Here is a 24046-nt window from a genome sequence, read left to right as displayed (position 1 = left end):
TCGACCGGGCTCTCAGGCAGGTGCAGACGTCGGCTCGGATGCGGCGGCACGGCGCGCGATCAACCAGATGCCTATCGCAGCGGAGAGGAAGATCCCCGCCAGGATCACCCAGCCCGCGAATCCGAACGTGATCGCCGTGGCGTTCACGACGACAGGCGATGCGAGGGCTCCGAGCGAGAAGCCCATGCCGAACACACCCTGATACGCGCCCGCCCGCACCGGATCGGCGAGTTCGAAGCTGAGCCCCCAGGCTCCGGCCTGTGACAGGATCTCGGCGAAGGTGTGCATGATCATGCCGATGACGAGGATGACGATCGCCGCCCACGTCGGGAGACCCGCGGCGAGCGCATAGATCAGGCAGGCGGAGACCATCAGCCAGCCGGCGATCATCGTCACCCTGCCTGCGATCCGGAGGTCGTGCGTGCCGCGGGATGCGCGCACCTGGAACAGCACGACCAGCGCCGTGTTGACGATCAGCAGCACCGCGAAGGTGGCGTCCGGGGCGGTCGTGTACTCGCTGATCCACAGCGGCACCCCGAGCTCCGCGACTCCGAACTGCATTCCGAAGATCGCCGATAGCGCACTCAGCAGCAGGTATCTGGGGTCGCGCCACGGCGAGCGGCGGTTCCAGTCTCTGCGCTCGGCAGATGCCGCCTCGGTGGCACGGGTGTCGATGGATCCGGTCTCGGTGAACTGAGCAGTCACTCGGCTGCGCGCGGGAGCGTCGACGGCCGACGTCAGCCGGAGCAGCGAGAGCGAGCCCAGCGCGCAGACGGCGCCCGCGCAGGCGATGACGACCCGGTAGGCCTCCGGAGTGCCCAATGCCAGGGCGATCGCACCGAAACCGGAGCCCGCCGCGATCGCGAGGTTCGTGACGGTCCGCAGCACGGCGCGGGCGTGCACCCTCTTCTCCGGCGCGAATCCTCGCGCGATGATCGCGGACCGGGCCGAGTATCCGAGAGAATCGAAGAAGCCCGAGAGGCTCGCGAGCAGAAGAGCCGACACGAAATCGCCGACGAACGCATATGCGGCGAGCAGTACACCGCCGGCCATCTCGAAGCCGAATGCGAGGCGTCGTGCGCTCCACCGGTCGGCGAGCCAGCCGCCGAGGAGCGACCCCACGACACCGCATCCGCTCGACACCGCGAGCACCACCGCCGCGAGCGCGGGTGAGAGGCCGATGATCTGCGTGAAGAAGAGCACGGTGACGGCGAGGAAGACACCACGGCCGATCCGCGAGACGGCGGTCGCCGCGACGAGGGCCCGCAGCACCGGGTCGCTCAGCCCGTCTGCGATGCGAGCGATGAGGCCCTTCGAAGAGCCTGCTGTCTCGCGCCCCGCCTCGATCTGATCGGGATCGGGATCGGGCGAAGACACCCTTCATCCTCGCACGGCTCCGACCAGCTCCCCATCAGACACCGGTATGCGATCCGCGAATCCCGGGTTAGTCCCACTGCCCTCACTCGGTTAGCGTTGACGGGTGGTCTCCAGCTATCTCGCCCCGAAGGGCACACCCGTCACGCTGCTCGAGTTCGAGCACGCCGGGGCGACCCTGATCGCGGAGACCTTCGGAGAAGGCGCACACACCTTCCTGCTGCTGCACGGCATCGGCATGGGCCGCAGCGTCTACCTCGACGTCGTGCAGCGACTGCGCGGCCGGGTCATCGCACTCGACCTCCCCGGGTTCGGCGAGGCCCCCGAGCCCGCCCGCACGTTCACAATGGAGCGTCACGCCGACCTCGTCGCCGCCTACCTGCGTCACGCCGGTGAAGGTCCGGTCGTCGTGATCGGCCATTCGATGGGCAGTCAGATCGCGGCGGAGCTCGCCGCACGGCATCCGTCGCTCGTCGAGGGCGTCGTGCTCGCCGGCCCCACGGTGAACAAGGCCGCGCGCAATGTCGCCGCGCAGGCGAGCTATCTGCTGACCGACCTGGTCGGCGAGCGCCCGCTGGTGATCTGGCGCGGTGCACGGGAGTACCTCCGGGGCGGCCCCCACCTGATCCGCAAGATCCGCGCGACCATCGTGCACCAGCCCGAGAAGGCGTTCGCGCGCATCGACCAGCCTGTGCTCGTGCTGCGCGGTGAGGACGATCCGCTGGCGCCGATGAGCTGGTGCCAGGAGATCATCGACGAGATCCCCGGCGCCGACCTGCAGGTGATCCCCGATCACGGTCACGGCACGCTGATCAGCGACTCCGAGCCCGCCGCGCGCCTGATCCAGGGCTTCGCCGACAACCTCTGACCCGCACCCTCTCCACCCCCGCGCGGCTGATGCCTCAGCGCACCGGCGGAGGTGTCGCCGGAAGAAGCAGCGCGTTGCGGCGCGCCCGCGTCAGCAGAAGGGCGAACGCGCCCAGGCCGCCCATGATCAGGGCCACGAAGACGCCGAACACGATCATGACCACCGTGATGGGGCTCTGCTCCATGACGGTTCCCAGCACTGCGACGATCGCACCGATCACGGCGAGCCCGGCCACACACCATCCGACGATCATCGACGTGAGATAGCCGCGAGGCCCGGCGTGCCCGGGTCGAGGACCGAACCTCGTGCCGATGTACCAGCTCCATCGGGAACCCGTCCACCAACGGCTGACCTGCCTCGTCATCGGATACCACCCGGCATCGGGCCCGTCGACCTCACCCGGCAGCGGCCGGACGACCGCGTCGACTACCGGGGCCGACTGCGGAACGGGAAGCCCGCGCACGCCGCGCGAGTACGCGGCGCCGGCGAACCAGATGACCGCCACCGACAGAAGCAGCGCGGGGAAGATGAAGTTGCCGGGATTCTGCGTCACCAGCGCCGCGAACAGTTGCAGCATCCCGAGCACGGCGAACAGGATGCCGAGGACCACTCCCATGGCCGGCGGCTCGACCGCCAACCAGTCGGGCCGCGGCTTGCCGGCGCGGACGCGATACGGCGTCCACATCACGCCGTCCCACCAGCGGACGTCCGTCGTGCCCGGCACCGGATACCAGCCCATCGACAGAGTCGCCGGTGCCGCCGCGCGCTCATGTGCGGTCCACTGCACACCGTCCCACCAGCGCTGAAGACCCGGTGTGCCGGCGTCGTACCACCCCTCCGGTGCTGACATGGTTCCCCCTCCGTGCCCCCTCAGCCCGCGCCGGGAGGAGTCTGCTTCGATTCGGCGAGCTCGTCGACGACCAGGCTTCGCTCGTCGGTCGTGCCGTTGCGATAGGCCTGACGTCCCACGATATGCGCGGACAACGGGGCCGTGGCGAACTGCATGAGCACGATCGGGGCGACGAGGGCGAGACCGACGAGGATCCCTCCGACCGTGCGCAGCGAGAGGGCGATCGCGAGACAGATCAGGATGAGCCCCAGCACCTGGGGCTTGGTGGCCGCGTGCAGTCGAGACGGCACGTCGCGGAAGCGCAGCAGTCCTACGGCGGCAGAGAGGCAGAGCAGCGCACCGAGCAGGATCAGCACGAGGACGGCGACGTCGATGACGCCGTCGGGGATGCTGAGGCCGAATACGTTCATGGCGTCGTGTTGTCCCTTCTGGCGACGAACCGGGCGACCGAGATCGACCCGAACACGCCCACCGCGGCGATGATCAGCAGCACGGGGATGTTGCGGGTGTGCCCGTTGATCGCCATCTCGGCGCCGAGCACGCACATCACTTCGGTGAGCAGCACATCGGAGGCGACGGCGCGGTCGAGGATCGACGGGCCGCGCACGATCCGGACGATCGTCAGGATTGCAGCGAGCCCGAAGACGACCATGATCGCCAGCAGCAGGATGTTCATCGCGCACCACCCTTCTTCGCTCCACCGGCAGATCCGACAGAACCGGCAGAACCGACACCGCCAGCACGCGCCGCGCGCTCGTCGGCCTTGAGGGCGCGGTACTGCTCAGGGGCGCCGAGCGCACGCACGACCCTGCGCTCCCAGCGGAGCACGCCCTCGCGCTGCTTCTCGACGTCGGCCAGGCTGCGCACGCCGATCACGTGCAGGTACAGCACCTGGCGGTCGCGATCGGCCTCGACGACGAGAGACCCGGGAACGAGCGACGACACGACCGACACGTGCGTCATCATGAGGTCGTCCGCGTACTTCAGCGGCACGGCGATGATCGCCGCACCCGGCTGACGCCGGAAGTCGAAGACCTGCACGGTCACCGCGAGCGCTCCTCGCAGCACGGCGAACAGGAACTGCACGACCAGAAGCGCGGCGTACCAGACGTTGATGCGCCCGGAGAGCTCGACCGTCGGCAGCCGGAAGACGCGCGTGACGAACACGGCGACGACGAGCCCGGACAGGAAGGCGAGCACCGTGAACTGCGCCCACAGCAGCATCCACAGCACGACGAGCCACGCGAGGAACGGAAGCTGCACGCGGATGTCACGCCAGAAATGACGGCCGGTCTCGGTGGGGCTCATCCCTCGACCTCGTCTTCCAGCTGGATGAGGCTCACCGGGTCGAGCAGAGCTTCACCGATGCGGTCGCACAGCGCGTAGAGGGGGCCCGCGAAGACGGTCAGCGCCAGAGTGACCCCGACCATGCCGGCTGTCGCGACGGTCATGATCCTCGGGATGCGGCGACGCTCCTGCTGCTCGTCCGCCGCCGGGGCGTTGCCCAGGTACGAGATGCGTCCCTCGGTCTCGGCGGAGTCCTCCTCCTCGCGCCAGAACGCGAGGTTCCAGGCGCGCATCAGCGCGTAGAGGGTGAGGAGCGAGGTGACGATCCCGCCGAAGATCAGCACGATCATCAGCGGGGTTCCGACGGATGCCGCGGCCTCGAACAGCGCGAACTTGCCGATGAACCCGGAGAACGGAGGCAGGCCGCCGAGGTTGATCGCCGGGATGAAGTAGAGCACGGCGATCACCGGCGCGACCTTGAGCAGTCCCTTCACCCTGAGGATCGACGTGCTGCCTGCGCGGCGCTCGATGAGGCCGACGGCGAGGAACAGGGTGGTCTGCACGATGATGTGGTGGACGATGTAGTACACCGTCGCGCCGATCGCGGCAGGCGTCGCTATCGCGAGACCGAAGATCATGTACCCGACGTGACTCACCAGCGTGAACGACAGGATTCGTTTGAGCTCCGCCTGAGCGACGGCACCGAGTACTCCCACGATCATGGTCGCGAGCGCGATGATCAGGAGCAGGGTGTCGATGCTGTTGTCGGCGAACAGCTGCGTCTCGGTGCGGATCAGCGCGTACACGCCGACCTTCGTCAGCAAGCCGGCGAAGACCGCGGTGACAGGAGCCGGGGCGGTCGGATACGAGTCGGGCAGCCAGAAGGACACCGGGAAGATGGCGGCCTTGATGCCGAACGCGACCACCAGCATGAGGTGCAGCACGAGCTGCGTCTCCTGCGGCAGCTCGGTCATCCGCTCGGCGATCTGCGCCATGTTCACAGTGCCGAGGGCCCCGTAGATCATCGCGATCGAAGCGAGGAACAGGATCGACGAGACCAGAGACACGACGATGTAGACGGCGCCGGTGCGGATGCGGGACTCGGTGCTGCCCAACGTGATCAGCACGTATGACGCGACGAGCAGGATCTCGAAGCCGACGTACAGGTTGAAGAGATCGCCCGCGATGAACGCGTTGAAGATTCCGGCGGCGAGGATCAGGTACGACGGGTTGAAGATCGAGATCGGTGTCTCGTCCGTGCCGTCTGCTGCACCCTGACCGATCGAGAAGAGCAGCACGGCGAGCAGCACGATGCTCGAGATGAGCACCAGGAGCGCGGCGAGTCGGTCGACGTAGAGGACGATGCCGAACGGCACGGGCCAGCCGCCGACCGAGACGGCGAGCGGGGCGCCGGCGTCGACGACCACCAGCAGCACCGCGGCGATCACCGAGACGATCGCCAGGGTCGCGACCGTGACGAAGGCCTGCAGGCGCGGATTGCGGCCGAAGATCAGCGTGACCGCGGCACCGAGCAGCGGCAGCGCGACGAGCAGGGGGACGAGGGCGCTCATCGGCGGTCCTCCCCGTCATCGGTGTGCTCCGGTGCGCTGTCATCGGAAGCTGTGTCTGCCGCGGTGTCTCGAGCGGCGTCCGCGGCATCGGTCTCATGGGCGTCGGCCGCGTGGGTGTCGGAGTCCGTCCGGAATGCCGACGAGTCCCTCGCGTCCGCCGCCCCGCCGTCGTCAGGCGGGGCCGATTCTCCGTCGAGGACGGATGCGCCCGCGCCGGCATCCACGTCCGGAACCGCATCCGCATCCGTGGGCGCTGTGCGAGCCGCCGTGGGCCGGTCGGTGGGCGCGTCATCGTGGATCGCGGGGTGGTCGCGCATGTGCAGCACCGTGATCGGCGAGGTCTGCACGCCGACGAAGTCGGTGGTGGCCTCGTCGTCGGCGGCGTCGGCCTCGTCGTCCATGAGATCCTCGTCGGCATCGGTGCGCTCGCGGAGCGCGATGTCGGCCTCGTCGTCTTCGACGGTGTCGGCCTGACCCAGCTGCCAAGAGCGGTAGATGAGGGCGAGCAGGAACGCCGAGACGGCGAACGTGATGACGATGGCCGTGAGCGTGAGCGCCTGCGGGAGCGGATCGCTGAGCTCGCCTTCGGTGCCGAAGAAGGGCGCGTTGCCCGGGACGCCCATCACGATGAGCAGCAGGATGTTCGTGGCGTTGCCGAGCAGGAGGAATCCGATCAGCACGCGGGTGAGGCTGCGCTCGAGCATCGCGTAGACACCGCACGCGAACAGCACGGCCATGATCACGATCAGGGTCAGGGAGACATCCATCAGATGGTCACCCCCCGCTCGCGGAACTCCTGTGCCTGACGGTCGACCTCGGCGCCGAGGCTGCGCAGCACATCCAGCACGAGCCCGATCACGACGAGGTAGACGCCGATGTCGAAGATTGTCGAGGTGACGAACTCCATGTGGCCGATGCCCGGGATCTCCCACTCCCAGAAGGTGCTGGTGAGCGGAGCCATGCCGAAGAACAGCGGAACGACGGCGGTTCCGACGGCGAGGATGAGGCCGGTGCCGAGAAGTCGACCGGCATCCGTCGGTGCAGCCGCTCCGAGCTCCCAGCGTCCGCCCGCGACGTATCGCATGACGAGCGCCATGCCGGCGACGAGTCCGCCGGCGAACCCGCCACCGGGGAGGTTGTGTCCGGAGAACAGCAGGAAGATCGACACCACGATGATCGTGTGGAAGAGGATGCGGACGATGACCTCGAGCAGGATCGACCTGTTCTCGGGCTTCATCTTCGGACCGCCGACGAGCCAGGCGCGCGGGCTGCTCTCGTTCTCGGAGGTCTGGAAGCGCACGCCCTCGGTCGTCTCGACGAGGGGGCGGCTGAGCGTGCGACGGCGACGGGCCTTGGGCAGCGTCTTCGTCGCCGAGAGCATGTCGGCCCGGTGCGTGACGAACACCAGCGATGCGACTCCGGTGGCGGCCAGCACGAGCACCGAGAGCTCGCCCATCGTGTCCCACCCGCGGAGGTCGACGAGCGCGACGTTGACGACGTTCTTGCCGTGGCCGATCTCGTACGCGAGCTTGGGGAACGCCTCGGAGATGGGGTCGGAGACACGCGACTGCGTCGCCACGATCGCGACCAGGGCCATAGTCAGGCCCACGCCGACGCCGAGGAGCGCCCGCGGGATGCGACCGACGGAGGCATTGTGCTCGCCCATCCGCGCTGGCAGTCGCCGGAGCACAAGGGCGAACGTGACCATGGTCACCGTCTCGACGAGGATCTGCGTGAGCGCCAGGTCGGGGGCGCCGCTCGTCGCGAACAGCACGACCATGCCGAGACCGGTGATCGAGACGAGCACGACACCGGTGTAGCGCTTCTGCGCGCGCACAGCCATGACGGCGGCTGCCGCCATCATCGGCGCGACGACCAGCTGGGCCGGTGTGTGCCACGCGGAGAGCTGGAATCGGTCGATGTCGCTGGCCAGGAGTGCGGTGATCTCGGCCGCCACGAACACGACGAAGATCGTGCCGACGTAGACGGGGAGAGATCCTCGCTGGGTCAGCGTCGTGCTGAGCACCGAGAGGCGGTCGATGCCGCGCATCACCAGGTAGTAGACGTCTGCAGCCGTGAAGCGTATGAGGCGTGCCTTGCGATCCCATCCGGTGCGCACCGTGAGCAGGAAGAGCCCCGCACCGAGAAGGATCGAGAGGATCGAGATGCCGAGCGCGGGCTCCAGCCCGTGCCAGAGCGCGAGGTGCCCGGGGCCCTCTGCGGCGACGCCTTCGGCGTCGAGTCCGGGGGTCGCCGTGAGTGCGTACCCCTGCAGAGCGGTGTCGAGTGCGGGGGCGCCGATTCCGGCGGCGATCGTGAGTCCGGCGAGGATGATCGGCGCCGAGAGGAAGCCGACGGGCGGGTCGGGCCAGGCGGTGTCCGGCAGGCGGTCGCCGACGGCATCCCGCTTCTTCCAGAAGGCTCCCCAGAGGAAGCGGATGCCATATGCCGCAGTGAGAATGGATCCGAGGCTGACGCCGATGATCGCGACGAGACCCCACGGAGAGCCGTGCATGGCATCGTCGAGGAGCGCGGTGAGGGTCGACTCCTTCGCCACGAATCCGAGGGTCGGTGCGATGCCCGCCATCGAGGCGACCGAGATGAATGCCGCGGTCGCCATGACGGGGGCTTGACGCCCGACGCCGCTCAGCTCGGTGATGTCTCGCGTCGACAGCTGACGGTCGATCACGCCGACGATCAGGAACAGCGCCGACTTGAACAGCGCGTGCGCGATCACGAGTGCGAGACCGGCCAGCGCGCTCGCCTGGGTGCCGTAGCCGATCACGACCGAGAAGAAGCCCAGCTGGCTGACGGTGCCGAACGCGAGGATGCGCTTGAGGTCGGTTTCGCGCAGCGCCTGGATGCCGCCGATCAGCATCGTCAGGATGCCCAGCGAGATGATGATCGGCCGCCACGGGCCGGTGAACGCGAAGATCGGTGCGAAGCGCGCGATCAGGTAGATCCCCGCCTTCACCATGGCCGCCGCGTGCAGGTACGCGCTCACCGGCGTCGGCGCAGCCATGGCTCCAGGCAGCCAGAAGTGGAACGGGAAGATCGCGGACTTGCTGATGGCTCCGATCAGGAGCATCACCACCGCGGCGTCGACGATGGGACCGGTGGGGGCGAGCTCGAGGATCTCGCGGATGCTGGAGGTGCCGGCATCGACCACGAGCAGCACGACCCCGACGAACATGACGAGTCCGCCGAGGGTGGTGACCAGGAGCGCCTGCAGGGCCGCACGTCGGCTGGCCGCGCGGCGCCGGTAGTGCCCGATCAGGAGGTACGAGAGGATGCTCGTCACCTCCCAGAACATGACGAGCATGACCAGGTCGTCGGTCAGGACGAGACCGTACATCGCGCCGGCGAATCCGAGCAGGACGGCCGCGAACTGGCCGATCCCCGCCGAGTCGTCGTGGAAGTACCAGCGGCAGTAGAGCAGTACGAGAGCACCGACGCCCGTGACGATCAGGGTGAGCACCCAGCCGAGCACGTCCATGTTCATCGACAGGTCGAGCCCGAGCTGTGGGATCCACTCGACCGACACGAACGGCGTGGGCCCGTCGAGCACCTGGGGTGTGAGGACGAGCGCGTGGACGAATGCCGCTGCGGGAATGAGAGCCGCGATCGCGAATGCCTGAGATCCCAGCCATCGCACCAGCACCGGCATCAGAATCGACCCGAGGAGGAACACGGCGAGGAGCGTCAGCATATACGCGGCTCCTCAAAGCTCGTCGGCCGGGGGGCGGCGCAGGCGGGCGGGTGTCGCTACCTAGTTTACCTTGCGATTCCGGCATTCCGGGTCGATGATGTCGCTTTCGAATCGCGCAAATGGCTGATTCCCCCCGGCATTTCGGGCAATTTGCGCGATTCGAAGTCCGGAATCAGATCATTCGGATGCGTTCATCGACTGCTGCGAGGCCCCACGGTGGGATCCTGGTCGATGTGGCGGATGCCGCGACCCCCGTCGCGATCTCCTTCCGCCCTCGGGACTGACGAGAGGCCTCTTCATGCGCATCGCCCTGCACTCCGAGATCCGCGACGGCGCGATCGACGACTATCGCACGAACCACGCGCGCATCCCGGATGCCCTCGCGGCGACGTTCGCTCGCATCGGCATCCACGACTGGACGATCTGGCGGTCGGGCCACCGCCTGTTCCACCTCGTCGACTGCGACGACTGGGATGCCGCGGTCGCGGCGCTGAAGGACGACCCGGCCGACCACGCCTGGCAGGCCGACATCGGCCGGTTCGTCGAGGTCTTCCGCGACGCCGACGGAGACGAGGGCACGGCTCCCCTCGAGCAGATCTGGGATCTGAGGACTCAGGCCTCGTCCTGACGGGGTCACCGACCCTTTCGAATCGCGCAAATGGTCGTAAATCGTGTCCGGATGCAGCCATTCACGCGATTCGAACGTGCGCGGGCCGTGGCAGAGTAGCTCCGTGACACGGGCATGGGCGCGAGAGCTGACCGGGTGGATTGCGGCCGCCGCCGTCTCGCTGATCACCGCAGCCACGGTGGCGGCGTCCGCCCGCGCCGAGCTGATGTTCCGCGACGGCGACTCGCTGATCGTCGCGATGGTCGCCCGGTCGCTGCTCTCCGGAGAGAAGCTCGACTGGGCCATGTCGAGCGTGCTCTTCCTCCCCGAATCCGCCGGCTTCGCGGCTCTCGACGCCGCTCTCCCCCTCGGCGTGAACGGCCTCTTCGCGGTGAGCGGGGCACTGAACCTGCTCGCCCTGTACGGGGCGATCCGCCTGGTCGCGGGCCGGTCCCGCCCGGGTTCCGCTCCGGTGGCCTGGTCGATCATCGCTCTCGCTGCTTTCGGCGCTCTGGCGATGACCGAGACATCCGCGTCGCGCGACGCGCTCGAACTCGCGTCACTGCAGCTGACCACCACCTACTACTCGGCGACGGTCGTCGCCGTGATCCTTGCGGTCGGCATCATGCGACGGATGCTCGATCGACGAGCACGCGGCGTCGGACTCGCTGTCGCCCTCGGCGTGGTCGCTCTGGTCTCGACCCTCTCCAACCCGCTCTTCGCCGTCTGGGCGACGGTGCCACTGACGCTCGTCCTCTCCGTCACCGCGCTGCTCGACGCGGGTCGGCGGACCCGCATCCTCACCTCGTCGGCCATCCTCGTCGGGGCGACCGGACTCGGCTTCCTCGCACGTATTCCGTTCGCGGCATGGATCGCGAACACGGGAGCCGGATACGCACAGCCGGAGCTCTGGCCGGAATCGATCACCTACTACGGCGGGCTGCTCGCAGACCGTCTCTCGACACCGCCCGGCATCCTCGCGTCGCTGATGACCCTGGCTCTCGTCACGCTCGCCGTGGTCCGCACCCTTCGCGCGCCCGACGTCGGCTCGCGGTTCGTCGCCGTCGTGGCGTGGATCGTGCCGTTGCTGGTCGTCGTCGGCGCCATCGCTCTCGGCACCCACGCGGCGCGCTACCTCCAGCCGATCGTCTTCGCACCGCTGCTCGCGCTCGTCGCCGCGCCCCGTGTGGTGACGTTCCCTGTGCGCCTGCGCCGAGGGGCGGCCGCGGCTGCCGGCGCGCTGCTGCTCGTCGGCGGTGGCCTGAGCATCCCTCGCCTCGCGGATGCCGCGCAGCAGACCGACCCCGACCTCGCCTGCGTCACCGAGTGGGTGGACGCCTCGGGACGCACCGGCGCAGGGCAGTTCTGGACAGTCCGTCTCCCGAAGCTGCACCTCGCCGATCCGTCACAGCTGGTGCAGGTCGATCATCAGCTCAACGGATACGCGTGGCTCGTGAATCGCACCGACTTCGAGGTCGGCGAGGTCTCGTTCCTGGTCGAAGACTCCCAGACCGTGCAGTGGGACCTCCCGGAGTCCGCCGTTTCTGACGAGATCGTCGACTGCGGCCGGTACTCGATCCTCGACTTCGGTGCCGCATCTCTGCCCCTCGGCCCTGCCCACAGCTGAAGGTCTGCGCACAGCTGAAGGTCAGCGCGCGGGGGGTGCCGTCGTCGTCCCCTCGCGGAACCGACAGGTGAGGTGCAGCGTCAGGCCGGGCTCGCCTCGGAGCATCCGGGCGACCTGCTCGCCCGCCGCGCGCCCCTTCTCGACCGCCGGCTGCACGCTCGTGGTGAGCACAAGATCGCCGAGGCCGTCGGCAGCGATGCCGTCGAAGCCCGCGACCGACAGGTCTTCGGGCACCCTCAGTCCGAGTTCCTCCGCCGCGCGGACGATCCCGACCGCGATGAGGTCGCTCTGGGCCAGGATGGCCGTCGGCCGCGACTCAGCATCCGCCAGCAGAATACGTCCGGCGAGAAGACCCTCGTCGATCAGGCTGCCGCCCGCCGAGATGGCCGGCGCATCAGGGAAGATCTCGCGCATGCCGGCGAGGCGGTCGATCGTGACGTCGACGGTGGCGGAGTCGATGCGCTCCTGCGTGACCGGCCCCCGGTCGCGCCCGGTGTCGAGGGGCAGAGTGACGAGGGCGACGTCGCGGTGCCCCAGGTCGCGCAGATGACGGGCGACATCGGCGGCCGCCGCGGCGTTGTCGAGGGTGATCCTCGGGATCCCCTCGCCCGCATCGCCCTCGATCACGACGACCGGCAGACCACGGCTGCGCACGATGCCGAGCGAGGCCTTGGTGCGGCCGGAGCATCCGATCAGCACGACCGCATCGACCGGCGCGTTCGAGAGCGACGATCCGTCGTCGCCTGGCTCGTCGCGCATGAGCAGGATGCCCGCACTCAGGTCGGCCATCCCGTCGGTGAGACCGTCCATCATCGCGGTGGTCACCGGGTCGAGGAACGCCGCCCGCAGGTGGCCCTCGAGCACCACGGCGACGATGCCGCTGCGTCCTCGGCGCAGTGAGGCGGCACGCGGGTCAGGTCCGGCGTAGCCGAGTTCGGCAGCGACCGCGAGCACCCGCTCACGAGTGCCGGGCGCGACGTTGGCCTTGCCACTGAAGACGACGGATGCGGTCGACGTCGCCACGCCCGCCGCGCGTGCGACGTCAGCGATCGTCGCGCGGCGCGTGGTCTCGTGACTCGTCATACTCCGAGGATAGCTCCCCCGGTTCCCTCCCATCGAATCGATTCGATATGCTGTCGATCATGGACACGGCTCTCTCCCGATCGCAGTACGTGCGCTGGCGCACGGCGATCTTCGCGATCTTCCTCGCCAGCGGTCTGTCGATCGCCACCTGGGCATCGCGTGTCCCCGACATCAAGCTCGCGCTCGAGGTCGACAAGGCACAGGTCGGCATGCTGCTGCTCGGCGCGGGAATCGCGTCGATCATCGGAATCTCGACCAGTCCCGCGATCATGGCGCGCACCGGCGCACGCCTCGGCATGATGGTGTCGATCTTCACGTTCGCGTCCGGCGTCGCGCTGATCGGCATCGGAGCCAATGCGCTCGGCTCGTATGCCGTCGTGCTCATCGGACTGGTGCTGTTCGGCCTAGGCAACGGATGCGTCGACGTCATGATGAATGTCGAGGCGACGGCGATCGAGCAGCACTCGGGCAAGACGATCCTCCCGCTCTTCCACGCGTTCTTCAGCTTCGGCACGGTCATCGGAGCCGGGCTCGGCGCCCTCGCCGCGCAGCTGCAGATCAACGTCTTCACGCACACCCTCGTGATCGCGATGCTGATCGCCGCGATCGGTGTCGTCAGCATCGCCAGCGTTCCCCGACGCCAGGAGGCGCTCGACCCGAGCGACGAGGACAGCGAGAAGCCGCACTGGCGCGAGCGGATGCACGTCGCCATGTCGGCTTGGCGCGAACCGCGCACGTATGCGATCGGCGTCGTGATGCTCGGCATGTCCTTCGCCGAGGGCGGCGCCAACGACTGGCTCGCCCTCGGAGTCGCCGAAGACCACGGTGGCGGAACCGCGCTCGGCGCGGCCGCCCTCGCCACCTTCTCGGTCGCGATGACGGTCGTGCGCGTCTTCGGTGGGCCACTGGTCGACCGATTCGGCCGTGTGGCGGTGCTGCGTATCCTGGCAGTCGCCGCGGCCTCCGGCATCCTGCTGTTCATCTTCGCGCCGAGCCTCCCGCTGGTGTTCGCGGGTGCGGCACTGTGGGGCATCGGCGCATCGCTCGGCTTCCCGCTCGGCATGTCCGCCGCCGCGGACGACCCCGCCAAGGCGGCCGCACGCGTGAGCGCCGCCGCGACGATCGGCTACATCTCGTTCCTGGGCGGCCCTCCGGTGCTCGGCTTCATCAGCGAGCACATCGGGCTGCTGAACACCCTGTTCATCCTGGTCGGCCTCGTCGTGCTCTCGGGTCTGTTCTCGGGCGCCGCCCGCCCGCTGCGCCAGGACGAGATGTCGACGCCGCCCGTCGCGGCGACGTCAGCCTCTTAGATCAGCGGGCTACGAGGAGGCGCGGCGACGGGCCTTCGAGGCGAGCGACGGCGATCTTCACCTCGCCGATCTCGGCCCGAACCTCCTTCAGCTCACCCTCCAGCCGATCGAATCGCGCGTCGACACGGTCGGACTGAACGTCCACTTTCGTGAACCGCGCATCCATGCGCTGTTCGGACATCTCGAACCGCGCGTCCATGCGCTGCTCGAACTTGTCGAACCGGGCATCCATCCGCTGCTCGGACATCTCGAACCGGGCATCCATCCGCTGCTCGAACTTCTCGAATCGCGTGTCCGTGCGCGTGATCATCCATCCGAAGCCTGCGGCAAGGCCCAGCAACGTGGTCGCGACGGTCACGATCATGGTCACCAGCTCTATCGACACCGTCATCTCCTCATCCTTGACCCGTCAGCCCAGAATGTCAGGATCCAGTCGCACGGAATCGCCGACCGGCATCGATCCGCCGCAGATGTGGAAACTCCGGCGCGGACGCTCATGTCAGCAGAAGGAGTCCGCCCGACGAAGTAGGCTCGACGGGTGCGTCTCGTCATCGCCCGCTGCTCCGTGGATTACACCGGGCGGCTCAATGCTCATCTCCCGCTCGCCACACGTCTGCTCGTGCACAAGGGCGACGGGAGTCTGCTCGTGCACTCGGACGGCGGCAGCTACAAGCCGCTGAACTGGATGAGCCCGCCGTGCTCCCTCGCCTCCGAGGAACCCGGTGAAGAGGAGTCGATCGCCGGCGTCACCGAGGTCTGGCGCGTCACACACAAGAAGACCGGCGATGCGCTGCGGGTGCAGATCTACGAGATCCTGCACGACACCACTCACGAGCTCGGCATCGACCCCGGTCTGCAGAAAGACGGCGTCGAAGCCGACCTGCAGCGGCTTCTCGCCGAGCAGGTCGAGCGCATCTCCGACGGCGCGACGCTGGTGCGGCGCGAGTACCCGACGGCGATCGGCCCGGTCGACCTCCTCGTACGGGATGCCGACGGCGCGGCCATCGCCGTCGAGATCAAGCGCCGTGGCGACATCGACGGCGTCGAGCAGCTCACCCGCTACCTCGAGCTGCTGGGTCGCGACCCGCATCTCGCCCCGGTGCAGGGCGTTTTCGCCGCGCAGGAGATCAAGCCTCAGGCACGCGTGCTCGCCGAGGATCGCGGCATCCGCTGCCTCGTGCTCGACTACGACGACATGAAGGGCATCGAGTCCGGCATCCCCCGCCTGTTCTGAGACCGCCTCTTCTGAGGCCGCCTGCACACATGTTCATCGTGGTCGGTCGACTTGTGCACTGCCCATAGGCTGGAAGGCATGGCTTCTTCCCCCTACTCCTGCGTGCTCTGGGACGTCGACGGCACGATCGCCGACGCGTCGGTCGGCATCCTCCGTCGCCTGAACGTCGCCCTCACGCACTTCGGTCACCCTGCCCCGACGCGCGAGCAGCTGGTGCACTGGATCGGCCCGCCGATGTTCCAGTCTTTCCAGGCGCAGGCCGGAATGACGCCCGAGCAGTCCGCCGAGGCCGTGGCGTTCTACCGGACACTCGGCAAGGCCGACGGCTACACGACCGACGTAGCCACCTACCCCGGCGTGCCCGAGATCATCCGAGACCTGCACACCGCCGGGGTGCCCCAGGCTACGGCGAGCTCGAAGCCCGAGATCCAGGTCGACGCGATCATCGACTTCTTCGAGCTGCGCCCTTATTTCCTCACGACCGTCGGCGCGACTCCCGACGAGTCGACCCTCGCATCGAAGACCGACATCGTGGCCGAGGCGCTACGCCGTCTCGCCGACCGCGGCGCGGACGTGTCGCGGCCGATACTCATCGGCGACCGCCACCACGACGTCGAGGGCGGCAACGCGAACGGCGTGCCCGTGATCTTCGTCGAGTGGGGCTTCAGCGACACGCACGAAGGCGACGAGGCCGCGTTCCGCGCCGCATCTGCCGACGAGCTGCGTGCACTGCTGCTCAGCTGACTGCCGGCCTGCGGGCGCACCCCCGGGAGGGGAACTTCCCTTGGGGAGGAGCCTCGGTCCGAAATACTCCTCCCGAGGAACAGTCCTCCTCCCGAGGAACAGTCCTCCGCCGAGTCTTGGCGTCACCACTGCGGGCCGGCCCCCAGAAAGCACAGAACTCCCTGCCGGAGGTCGCAACGAGTGCGGGCCCCCGGTCAGGGAGTTCTATGGACGTCCGCTCTCAGAGCGGACGGATGTTCTCAGCCTGCAGGCCCTTGGGGCCCTGCGCCACGTCGAACTCGACTCGCTGGTTCTCTTCAAGAGAGCGGTAGCCGGATGACTCGATGGCGGAGTAGTGCGCGAAAACGTCAGCGCCGCCGTCGTCGGGGGAGATGAAGCCGAAGCCCTTCTCCGAGTTGAACCACTTAACCGTGCCCTGGGTGCTCATGTACTGCCTGTTCTGCTGGAAAGAAGCCGACGCAGGATGCCCCGACGTGCTCCACGCTAGTGGAGCACGCGCTGAGCGGAAGTCCCGAGGTCAGCCCGTAACCCAAATGTTGCATGAGCGGTAATCGTCGGTCACACACGCGGCACTCGCCTCGACGACGAAAGGGGCCGAAAAATGGTGTGGCCCTCACCGCGGGGGGAGCGATGAGGGCCGAAGACGACCGGAGGGTGCGTCAGATTCCAGCCTAACCCCTCCGAACCTCATTTGTCCCCCATATGGGGGACAAATCGGAAAAAAGTCGAAAGACGGGCGATCAGCGGCCCTCTCGAGCAGCCCGTTGGGGACAGAACCACTCGAGAGGGCCCAATCGCGTGCACGGATCGCCCTTGCCTCTGGGGAAGGCAGCCCGTCGTCTGGGGTAGACGGAGACGATCAATCCCCTGTGCACGCACCTTCACACTAGGGGAGCCTGCTCCGGGACGCCATGGGGGTTGACCCCGGGCGATATCGGTGAAGGCCTCCCGGCCCGATCGCTCGCAGACTCCGCGGGTACCCTGGGGCGGTGACCATGCTGAACAAGGACATGACGCTGTGCGTCTCGCTCTCCGCGCGCCCGAGCAACAACGGAACCCGCTTCCACAACTTCCTCTACGAGGAGCTGGGGCTGAACTGGATCTACAAGGCGTTCGCACCGACCGACCTCGGGCAGGCGATCGCCGGCGTGCGTGGCCTCGGCATCCGCGGATGCGCGATCTCGATGCCCTACAAAGAGGACGTGATCGCACTCGTCGACCGCATGGACCCGTCGGCCACCGCGATCGACTCGGTCAACACCATCGTGAACGACGACGGCGTGCTCACGGCCTACAACACCGACTACAGCGCCATCGCCCAGCTGATCGAGCGGAACGCTCTCGACCCGTCGTCATCCGTGCTTCTGCGCGGTTCCGGCGGCATGGCGAAGGCGACGGCCGCCGCCTTCCGTGACGCCGGATTCTCGCGCGTCACGATCGCGGCGCGCAACGAGGAGCGCGGTCGCGGGCTCGCCGACCTCTACGGGTTCGACTGGACGGCGGATGCGGATGCCGTGACCGCCGACGTGATCGTCAACATCACCCCGATCGGCATGGCCGGCGGCGCCGACGAGCACACCGTGTCGTTCTCGACCGCGCAGATCGCCGCGGCATCCGTCGTGTTCGACGTCGTGGCTCTTCCTGCTGAGACCCCGCTGATCGCGGCCGGGCGCGCGGCCGACAAGACCGTCATCACCGGAGCCGAGGTCGCGACCCTGCAGGCGCTCGAGCAGTTCGTGCTCTACACCGGCCTCCGCCCGACCCCCGAGCAGGTCGCGGCCGCCGAGGAGTTCATGCGGGCGCAGTAGCCACCGCGCCCGCACGACCCGATCAGCTCAGCGGCCGATCGGCTCAACGGCCGATCGACTCAGCCGTTGAACGCCGCGGGGTGCGGTCCCGTGCGACCGTCGCGCTCGAGAGCATCGATCGTCGCAAGTTCCGCGGCGTCCAGCACGAAGTCGAACACGTCGAGGTTCTGCGCGATGCGCGCCGGGGTCACTGATTTCGGGATCACGACACGACCCTGCTGCAGATGCCAGCGCAGCACCACCTGTGCGGGAGTCTTGCCGTGGCGGTCGGCGATATCGACCACGGAGGCGTCACCGAGCACGGCACCCTGCGCGAGCGGGCTCCAGGCCTCCGTGACGATGCCGCGCTCGGTGTTCGCCGCGGCGACCGCGCGATTCTGCAACGCAGGATGCAGCTCGACCTGGTTGACGACGGGCACGATGCCCCCGTCGGACGAGATCCGCTCGAGGTGCTGCGGCTCGAAGTTAGACACCCCGATCGCGCGCACTCGCCCGTCGGCGTAGAGCTTCTCGAGGGCCCGCCACGTCTCGGCATACGTTCCGAGCGCGGGCGTGGGCCAGTGGATCAGATACAGGTCGAGGTGGTCGAGACCGAGACGCTCGAGCGACTCGTCGTATGCGCGGAGTGCGGCGTCGTAGCCGTGGTCGGCGATCCAGACCTTGGAGGTCACGAAGAGATCGCTGCGGTCGATGCCCGACTGGCTGAGCGCGCGGCCGACGCCCGCTTCGTTGCCGTAGATCGCCGCGGTGTCGATGCTGCGGTATCCGGCGTCGAGGGCTGCGGCGACGGCCGCCGTCGTCTCGGCATCCGGCACCTGGAAGACGCCGTAGCCGAGCTGCGGCATCTCGATGCCGTTGTTCAGGGTGACGGTGGGGATGGTGGGAGTGCTCACTGCTGTGTCCTTCTTGTTCTGTCTGCGGTTCGGGATGGAGCGTCAGGCAGCGACGGTCTGCAGAGTGCCGGTGGCGGCCGGCGCGGGCCGACGGGCGGCGACCATTGCGATCGCCATCACGACGAGGGCGGATGCCGTGATCGCCGCGCCGATCCAGATGGGAGAGGTGTAGCCGAGGCCTGCGGCGATGCCGAGCCCGCCGGCCCAGGCGCCGAGTGCGTTGCCGACGTTGAACGCACCGATGTTCGCTCCCGAGGCGAGGGTCGGCGCTCCGCCGGCGTAATGCATGATGCGGCTCTGCAACCCCGGCACCGTGCCGAAGCCGAAGGCGCCCATCAGCACGAGGATCGCGATCGTCACCGGCTGCGACCATGCGAAGAAGCCGAACAGGATCAGCACGACGGCCAGGGCGGCGATGAAGATCAGGAGGGTGCGGTCGATCGAGCGATCCGCCAGGCGTCCGCCGATCCAGTTGCCCGCAACGAGCCCGGCGCCGAAGAGCACGAGAAGCCACGGAACCGTGGTGTCGGCGAAGCCCGTGACGCCGGTCAATGTGTACGCGATGTAGGTGAAGGCGCCGAACATCCCGCCGAACGCGAGTGCGGTGACGATGAGCGAAAGCCAGACCTGGCCCGAACGGAAGGCGCGGAGCTCGCTCCGAAGGCTCACCTGCTGACCGGTGGCCTTCGGGGCAGTGACGAGCAGCGCGATCCCGGCGAACGCGACCACGCCTATGGCCGAGATCACCCAGAAGGTCGAACGCCAGCCGAACTGCTGGCCGAGGAACGTACCGAAAGGAACGCCGAACACGTTGGCGGCCGTGAGGCCGGTGAACATGATGGCGATCGCCCGCGCCTTCTTCTCGGGGGCGACGAGCTCGGCTGCGACGACTGCCCCGATGCCGAAGAACGCGCCGTGGCAGAGGGCGGCGATGATGCGGCCGATCATGGCGATCGTGTAGTCGGGGGCGAGCGCGGTCAGCGCGTTGCCCGCGATGAACAGCACCACGAGTCCGAGCAGCACGGGCTTGCGCGGCAGTCGCGTCGTGGCGGCGGTGAGGCCGAGCGCGCCGACGACGACGCTCAGCGCGTAGCCCGAGATGAGCCAGCCGGCCGTGGCCTCGGTGACCCCGAAGTCGGTGGCCACCTCGGGAAGGAGGCCCATGATCACGAACTCGGTGAGTCCGATCCCGAAGGCGCCGATGGCGAGCGCGATGAGTCCGAGTGGCATGGGTGCGCTCCGTGGTCCTCTGCTAAAGTAGTTGCAGACGCGGGATATTGCGTCCGAGGGATAATCATTGCACACGCAAGTATCCCGCGCAAGCAACTACTTCGGAGGTCACTGTGGGCATCTCAGACGACGCTGTCGAGATCCGGGCGCGCGGCTGGCGCACCCTCGCCGCTCTGCACGGCATCATCGAGGCAGACCTCGAAAAGGCGCTCGGCGCATCGGTGGGACTCTCAGTCGTCGAGTACACCGTGCTCGACGCGCTCAGCAGGCAGGACGGCTGGCACATGCGGATGCAGCAGCTCGCCCGCGCGACGGCCCTGAGCCCGAGTGCGACGACACGGCTCGTGACCCGGCTCGAAGACCGCGGGCTGCTCACCCGCATCCTCTGCGCCGACGACCGTCGAGGCATCTACACCGAGCTCACGCCGGCCGGTCTTGCGCTGTACGAGCAGGCGCACCCGATCCATGACGACACCCTCGAACGCGCGCTCAGCGATGCGGTGACCCAGCCCGAGCTCGCGCCGGTCGTGCACGCACTGCAGGGTTCGACGGTCGACGCCTAGTCGCCGACGAGCGCGCTCACGAAGCGCTGCGCGCGACGGTCACCTGGATGCTCTTCATCAGCGGCTGATCGCTCTGCACGCTGAAGTCCTTGCGCCCGATCAGCACGTTCATCTCGGGCATATAGCCGGCCGCGCTGCCGCGAGGAAGGTCGTACGGCACGGCGCGGAACGCCCTGAGCATCCGCGTCGAGCCGTCTTTCGAGGTCGACACGATGTCGACCAGATCGCCCTCGACGAGCCCGCGGTCGCGCATGTCGTCCTCGTGCAGGAACACGAGCTCTCGCAGGTTCTTCACGCCGCGGTAACGATCGTCGTTCGAGTAGATCGTCGTGTTCCATTGGTCGTGCGAGCGCACGGTCTGCAGCACCAGGGTCTCGGCGGATTCGGGAATGACGTCGGGCAGCGGCGCGTGCGAGAACTCCGCACGGCCCGACGGCGTCTGGAACACCCGTTCCCTGGCCGGCTGCGGGATGCGGAATCCGTGCCTGTCGCTCACGAGCTCGTTGAACCCCTCGAAGCCCGGCAGCACCTCGGCCATCACGTCACGGATGCGGGCGTAGTCGCCGACGTACCAGTCCCACGGGGTGGCGGTGTGCGGGAGGGTCGCCTTCGCCAGTCCCGCGATGATCGCGGGCTCCGACTTGAGGTACGCGGATGCCGGTTGCTTGCGCCCCACCGAGAGGTGCACCATGCTCATCGCATCCTCGACCGTGACACCCTGCGGGCCCTGCGTCTGCTGGTCGCGCTCGGTGCGACCGAGGCAGGGCAGGATCAGAGCCTTCTCGCCGTGCACGAGGTGGCTGCGGTTGAGCTTCGTGCTCACCTGCACGGTGAGACGGCACTTCTCGAGCCCCTGCGCCGTGAACGGGGTGTCGGGAGCCGCGAGAACGAAGTTGCCGCCCATGCCGACGAACACCTTGACCCGTTCGTCATGCATCGCCTCGATGGTGCGGACGGTGTCGAGACCGGGATGCCGCGGCGGATCGATGCGGCAGACCTCGGCAAGGCGATCGAGCCAGGCATCCGTCGGCCGGTGGTCGATGCCGCACGTGCGGTTGCCCTGCACATTGCTGTGGCCGCGGATCGGTGAGGGTCCCGCACCCTGGCGGCCGATGTTGCCACGAAGAAGCAGCAGGTTGACGATCTCGCGCACGGTGTCGACGCCGTGCTCGTGCTGGCTGATGCCGAGACACCAGCTGATGATCGTGCGCTCCGCCGTGAGGTACACGGCCGCGGCTGCGCGGATCTGCTCCTCCGTCAGCCCCGACTGCGTGACCAGGTCTGCCCACGGAGTCGCCTCGACCAGCGCGCGGTACTCCGCCGCGCCCTGGGTCAGGGCGCCGAGGAACTCGGTGTCGAGAACCGACGGGTCATCCGCAGCGGCCTCGAAGACCACCTTCGACATGCCGCGGATCAGAGCGAGGTCGCCACCGGGGCGCACCTGCAGGTTCATCGTGCTCGTGCCCGTCGCCTTGAAGCGCGCCATGTCGACGAAGTCGTGCGGCACGATCGTGCGGGTGGCGCCCGCTTCGACGAGCGGATTGACGTGCACCACCTGGGCGCCGCGCTTCACGGCATCCGCCAGCGCCGTGAGCATGCGCGGAGCATTGGATGCCGCGTTCACGCCGAGCACGAAGAGGGCGTCGCAGTCGTCCCAGTCGTGCATGTCGACTGTGCCCTTGCCCGTGGCGATCGACGCCTTGAGTGCCCTGCCCGAGGCCTCGTGACACATGTTCGAGCAGTCGGGAAGGTTGTTCGTGCCGTACTCCCGCACCATCAGCTGGTACAGGAACGTGGCCTCGTTGCTGAGTCGACCCGACGTGTAGAAGGCAGCCTCGTCAGGACTGTCGAGACTCTGCAGCTCGTCGCCGACCAGCGCGAACGCGTCGTCCCACGAGATCGGAACGTAGTGATCGGTGGCCGCGTCGTAGGTCATCGGCTCAGTCAGGCGCCCCTGATCCTCGAGATCGAAATCCGGCCAGGTGGCGAGCTCGGTGACCGTGTGCTCGGCGAAGAAACGACGGTCGACGCGCTTGCGCGTCATCTCCCACGTCACATGCTTGATGCCGTTCTCGCAGATGTCGAGCTTCAGGTTGCCGAGATCATCGGGCCACGCACAGCCGGGGCAGTCGTAGCCCGAGACGGGGTGGTTCATCTGCAGCATCGCGAGCGGACCGGCGATCGGCTCGCGCTGATCCAGCACCACTCTCCCCACTGACACCGCCGCACCCCACCCGGCTGCCGGGTGACCGTAGGGCTTGCGCGACCACGCCCGATCCGTGCGGGGACCGTACCCGCCCTGGCGCGGCTCGACCGGCATCAGCCCGAAGGCGGTGCCCGAGGTTCCTTGGCTATCGAGCATGGCTGGCTCCCTCCGCGGCGGGCTCGGACGTGCCGACCCCCTGGCCGTCGACACGCACCCGATGCGCGTGCGCGTAGATGTTCATGGATCGCCCTCGGACGAAACCGACGAGCGTCACCCCCGACTCTTCAGCGAGCTCAGCGGCAAGCGAAGAGGGAGCAGAGACGGCACTCAGCAGCGGGATGCCGGCCATGGCGGCCTTCTGCACCAGCTCGAAGCTCGCCCGCCCCGAGACCTGCAGGACCTGTCGGCGCAGCGGCAGTCGATCGTTCAGCAGCGCCCAGCCCACCACCTTGTCGACGGCGTTATGGCGGCCGACGTCTTCGCGCAGCACGAGCAGCTCGCCCGTGTCGGCGTCGAACAGTGCAGCAGCATGCAGACCGCCGGTCTTGTCGAACGCCGCCTGCTCGGCGCGCAGCCGATCGGGGAAGGCAGCGATCTGCTCCGGTTCGATTCGGATGTCGTCTTCGGCGATCGGATGCTGCGACACGGTGCGCACGGCATCGATGCTCGCCTTGCCGCACACCCCGCAGGAGCTGGTCGTGTAGAAGCGCCGAGCAGCGTCGGGGTCAGGGAGCGCGACGCCGTGCGCGAGGCTGATGTCGAGCACGTTGTAGGTGTTCTCCTGGCCGCCGGTGCCCGGGCCGCCGCAGTGGATCGCGGAGTGGAAGTCGGATGTCTGCGCGATGATCCCCTCGGACACGAGGAACCCGGCCGCCAGCTCGACGTCGTGCCCCGGGGTGCGCATCGTCACGGCGAGCGGCGCACCCGCGACTCGGATCTCGAGCGGCTCCTCGACGGCGAGCGTGTCGGCGCGACGACTCGCACCCTCGCCGAGGGTGAGTTTCAGAATCGGTCGCCGCGTCGTGATCCGCCCCACACGAGCGAGCGTACCTCGCAGGTCGCCGGATCGGACCGATCCGTGA

At 68.2% G+C, this 24046-nt stretch carries 22 protein-coding genes and 1 pseudogene; 8 read left to right on the top strand and 15 right to left on the bottom strand.

What is annotated here, in order from left to right:
• Positions 1-12: 12 nt before the first annotated feature.
• On the bottom strand, positions 13-1377 hold the full coding sequence (locus tag RQG77_RS16760; protein ID WP_311245745.1) for an MFS transporter: 1365 nt from the start codon (positions 1375-1377) through the stop codon (positions 13-15).
• A gap of 103 nt (positions 1378-1480) precedes the next feature.
• Here RQG77_RS16760 and RQG77_RS16755 point away from each other — a divergent pair, with 103 nt between their 5' ends.
• A complete protein-coding gene (locus RQG77_RS16755; protein ID WP_056511299.1) occupies positions 1481-2242 on the top strand; it encodes an alpha/beta fold hydrolase in 762 nt (253 codons plus the stop codon).
• 34 nt (positions 2243-2276) lie between these two features.
• On the opposite strand, the gene RQG77_RS16750 is transcribed toward RQG77_RS16755, so the two are convergent.
• The 7 genes and pseudogenes from RQG77_RS16750 to RQG77_RS16720 form a co-directional block, all read right to left on the bottom strand.
• Positions 2277-3092 carry a DUF2510 domain-containing protein gene (locus tag RQG77_RS16750; protein WP_311245744.1) on the bottom strand — a complete coding sequence of 272 codons (816 nt, stop codon included), beginning with the start codon at positions 3090-3092 and terminating at the stop codon, positions 2277-2279.
• Positions 3093-3112: 20 nt separating this feature from the next.
• Positions 3113-3502, bottom strand: coding sequence for a monovalent cation/H(+) antiporter subunit G (mnhG, locus tag RQG77_RS16745; RefSeq protein WP_056511310.1), 390 nt, complete (start codon positions 3500-3502; stop codon positions 3113-3115).
• On the bottom strand, positions 3499-3768 hold the full coding sequence (locus RQG77_RS16740) for a monovalent cation/H+ antiporter complex subunit F (RefSeq protein WP_311245743.1): 270 nt from the start codon (positions 3766-3768) through the stop codon (positions 3499-3501). The genes mnhG and RQG77_RS16740 overlap by 4 nt, the downstream gene beginning before the upstream one ends.
• Positions 3765-4400, bottom strand: a complete 636-nt coding sequence (locus RQG77_RS16735; protein WP_311245742.1) for a Na+/H+ antiporter subunit E — start codon at positions 4398-4400, stop codon at positions 3765-3767. The genes RQG77_RS16740 and RQG77_RS16735 overlap by 4 nt, the downstream gene beginning before the upstream one ends.
• The gene (locus tag RQG77_RS16730; RefSeq protein ID WP_311245741.1) at positions 4397-5950 is read right to left on the bottom strand and encodes a Na+/H+ antiporter subunit D; all 1554 of its coding nucleotides are present in this window, start codon (positions 5948-5950) and stop codon (positions 4397-4399) included. Before RQG77_RS16730 ends, RQG77_RS16735 begins: the two co-directional genes overlap by 4 nt.
• Positions 5951-6207: 257 nt before the next feature.
• Positions 6208-6717, bottom strand: a pseudogene (locus tag RQG77_RS16725) (Na(+)/H(+) antiporter subunit C); the annotation flags it as partial.
• On the bottom strand, positions 6717-9659 hold the full coding sequence (locus RQG77_RS16720; protein ID WP_311245740.1) for a Na+/H+ antiporter subunit A: 2943 nt from the start codon (positions 9657-9659) through the stop codon (positions 6717-6719). The pseudogene RQG77_RS16725 and the gene RQG77_RS16720, both read right to left, overlap by 1 nt.
• A gap of 298 nt (positions 9660-9957) precedes the next feature.
• On the opposite strand from RQG77_RS16720, the gene RQG77_RS16715 reads away from it, so the two are divergent.
• Both RQG77_RS16715 and RQG77_RS16710 read left to right on the top strand, forming a co-directional pair.
• On the top strand, positions 9958-10287 hold the full coding sequence (locus RQG77_RS16715; RefSeq protein WP_056511344.1) for an L-rhamnose mutarotase: 330 nt from the start codon (positions 9958-9960) through the stop codon (positions 10285-10287).
• A gap of 103 nt (positions 10288-10390) precedes the next feature.
• Positions 10391-11893, top strand: a complete 1503-nt coding sequence (locus RQG77_RS16710; RefSeq protein ID WP_311245739.1) for a hypothetical protein — start codon at positions 10391-10393, stop codon at positions 11891-11893.
• Positions 11894-11914: 21 nt separating this feature from the next.
• Here RQG77_RS16710 and RQG77_RS16705 read toward each other — a convergent pair whose 3' ends face one another.
• Positions 11915-12976, bottom strand: a complete 1062-nt coding sequence (locus RQG77_RS16705; RefSeq protein ID WP_311245738.1) for a LacI family DNA-binding transcriptional regulator — start codon at positions 12974-12976, stop codon at positions 11915-11917.
• 59 nt (positions 12977-13035) lie between these two features.
• Between RQG77_RS16705 and RQG77_RS16700 the strand changes: the two genes are divergently transcribed.
• A complete protein-coding gene (locus RQG77_RS16700; protein WP_311245737.1) occupies positions 13036-14286 on the top strand; it encodes an MFS transporter in 1251 nt (416 codons plus the stop codon).
• A gap of 1 nt (position 14287) precedes the next feature.
• On the opposite strand, the gene RQG77_RS16695 is transcribed toward RQG77_RS16700, so the two are convergent.
• Complete coding sequence (locus RQG77_RS16695) at positions 14288-14677, bottom strand: response regulator (protein ID WP_311245736.1); 390 nt, start codon at positions 14675-14677, stop codon at positions 14288-14290.
• Between the two features lie 147 nt (positions 14678-14824).
• Between RQG77_RS16695 and nucS the strand changes: the two genes are divergently transcribed.
• Positions 14825-15520 (top strand): endonuclease NucS, encoded by a 696-nt coding sequence (nucS, locus tag RQG77_RS16690; protein ID WP_056310825.1) that lies wholly within the window; start codon positions 14825-14827, stop codon positions 15518-15520.
• A 78-nt stretch (positions 15521-15598) separates the two neighbouring features.
• The gene (locus RQG77_RS16685) at positions 15599-16264 is read left to right on the top strand and encodes an HAD hydrolase-like protein (RefSeq protein ID WP_311245735.1); all 666 of its coding nucleotides are present in this window, start codon (positions 15599-15601) and stop codon (positions 16262-16264) included.
• A gap of 220 nt (positions 16265-16484) precedes the next feature.
• On the opposite strand, the gene RQG77_RS16680 is transcribed toward RQG77_RS16685, so the two are convergent.
• Positions 16485-16691, bottom strand: a complete 207-nt coding sequence (locus RQG77_RS16680) for a cold-shock protein (RefSeq protein WP_042540947.1) — start codon at positions 16689-16691, stop codon at positions 16485-16487.
• A gap of 562 nt (positions 16692-17253) precedes the next feature.
• On the opposite strand from RQG77_RS16680, the gene RQG77_RS16675 reads away from it, so the two are divergent.
• On the top strand, positions 17254-18072 hold the full coding sequence (locus RQG77_RS16675; protein WP_311245734.1) for a shikimate 5-dehydrogenase: 819 nt from the start codon (positions 17254-17256) through the stop codon (positions 18070-18072).
• Positions 18073-18131: 59 nt separating this feature from the next.
• Here the strand turns inward: RQG77_RS16675 and RQG77_RS16670 are convergent, their stop codons facing one another.
• Positions 18132-18917, bottom strand: a complete 786-nt coding sequence (locus tag RQG77_RS16670; RefSeq protein ID WP_311245771.1) for an aldo/keto reductase — start codon at positions 18915-18917, stop codon at positions 18132-18134.
• Between the two features lie 90 nt (positions 18918-19007).
• Positions 19008-20195, bottom strand: a complete 1188-nt coding sequence (locus RQG77_RS16665; RefSeq protein WP_311245733.1) for an MFS transporter — start codon at positions 20193-20195, stop codon at positions 19008-19010.
• 113 nt (positions 20196-20308) lie between these two features.
• Between RQG77_RS16665 and RQG77_RS16660 the strand changes: the two genes are divergently transcribed.
• Positions 20309-20758, top strand: a complete 450-nt coding sequence (locus RQG77_RS16660; RefSeq protein WP_056310831.1) for a MarR family winged helix-turn-helix transcriptional regulator — start codon at positions 20309-20311, stop codon at positions 20756-20758.
• A 16-nt stretch (positions 20759-20774) separates the two neighbouring features.
• Here the strand turns inward: RQG77_RS16660 and RQG77_RS16655 are convergent, their stop codons facing one another.
• Together RQG77_RS16655 and fdhD are read right to left on the bottom strand one after the other, a co-directional pair.
• Positions 20775-23120, bottom strand: a complete 2346-nt coding sequence (locus RQG77_RS16655) for an FdhF/YdeP family oxidoreductase (RefSeq protein ID WP_311245732.1) — start codon at positions 23118-23120, stop codon at positions 20775-20777.
• Entirely contained in the window at positions 23110-24000 is an 891-nt protein-coding gene (gene fdhD / locus RQG77_RS16650; protein WP_311245731.1) for a formate dehydrogenase accessory sulfurtransferase FdhD, read from the bottom strand. Before fdhD ends, RQG77_RS16655 begins: the two co-directional genes overlap by 11 nt.
• Between the last annotated feature and the right edge of the window lie 46 nt (positions 24001-24046).

The organism is Microbacterium sp. WCS2018Hpa-23 (genome assembly GCF_031843845.1).
GTDB lineage: Bacteria > Actinomycetota > Actinomycetes > Actinomycetales > Microbacteriaceae > Microbacterium.
Note: the sequence above shows the minus strand (reverse complement) of the source record. Positions and strands in the feature narration are given on the sequence as shown.

Excerpts from the sequence above, each read along its gene's own strand:
- mnhG (WP_056511310.1), bottom strand. The coding sequence starts at position 3,502 with ATGAACGTATTCGGCCTCAGCATCCCCGACGGCGTCATCGACGTCGCC.
- RQG77_RS16735 (WP_311245742.1), bottom strand. The coding sequence starts at position 4,400 with ATGAGCCCCACCGAGACCGGCCGTCATTTCTGGCGTGACATCCGCGTG.
- RQG77_RS16685 (WP_311245735.1), top strand. The coding sequence starts at position 15,599 with ATGGCTTCTTCCCCCTACTCCTGCGTGCTCTGGGACGTCGACGGCACG.
- RQG77_RS16670 (WP_311245771.1), bottom strand. The coding sequence starts at position 18,917 with ATGCCGCAGCTCGGCTACGGCGTCTTCCAGGTGCCGGATGCCGAGACG.
- RQG77_RS16730 (WP_311245741.1), bottom strand. The coding sequence starts at position 5,950 with ATGAGCGCCCTCGTCCCCCTGCTCGTCGCGCTGCCGCTGCTCGGTGCC.
- RQG77_RS16720 (WP_311245740.1), bottom strand. The coding sequence starts at position 9,659 with ATGCTGACGCTCCTCGCCGTGTTCCTCCTCGGGTCGATTCTGATGCCG.
- RQG77_RS16750 (WP_311245744.1), bottom strand. The coding sequence starts at position 3,092 with ATGTCAGCACCGGAGGGGTGGTACGACGCCGGCACACCGGGTCTTCAG.
- RQG77_RS16680 (WP_042540947.1), bottom strand. The coding sequence starts at position 16,691 with ATGAGCACCCAGGGCACGGTTAAGTGGTTCAACTCGGAGAAGGGCTTC.
- RQG77_RS16655 (WP_311245732.1), bottom strand. The coding sequence starts at position 23,120 with ATGCTCGATAGCCAAGGAACCTCGGGCACCGCCTTCGGGCTGATGCCG.
- RQG77_RS16715 (WP_056511344.1), top strand. The coding sequence starts at position 9,958 with ATGCGCATCGCCCTGCACTCCGAGATCCGCGACGGCGCGATCGACGAC.
- RQG77_RS16740 (WP_311245743.1), bottom strand. The coding sequence starts at position 3,768 with ATGAACATCCTGCTGCTGGCGATCATGGTCGTCTTCGGGCTCGCTGCA.
- RQG77_RS16695 (WP_311245736.1), bottom strand. The coding sequence starts at position 14,677 with ATGACGGTGTCGATAGAGCTGGTGACCATGATCGTGACCGTCGCGACC.
- RQG77_RS16700 (WP_311245737.1), top strand. The coding sequence starts at position 13,036 with ATGGACACGGCTCTCTCCCGATCGCAGTACGTGCGCTGGCGCACGGCG.
- RQG77_RS16665 (WP_311245733.1), bottom strand. The coding sequence starts at position 20,195 with ATGCCACTCGGACTCATCGCGCTCGCCATCGGCGCCTTCGGGATCGGA.
- RQG77_RS16705 (WP_311245738.1), bottom strand. The coding sequence starts at position 12,976 with ATGACGAGTCACGAGACCACGCGCCGCGCGACGATCGCTGACGTCGCA.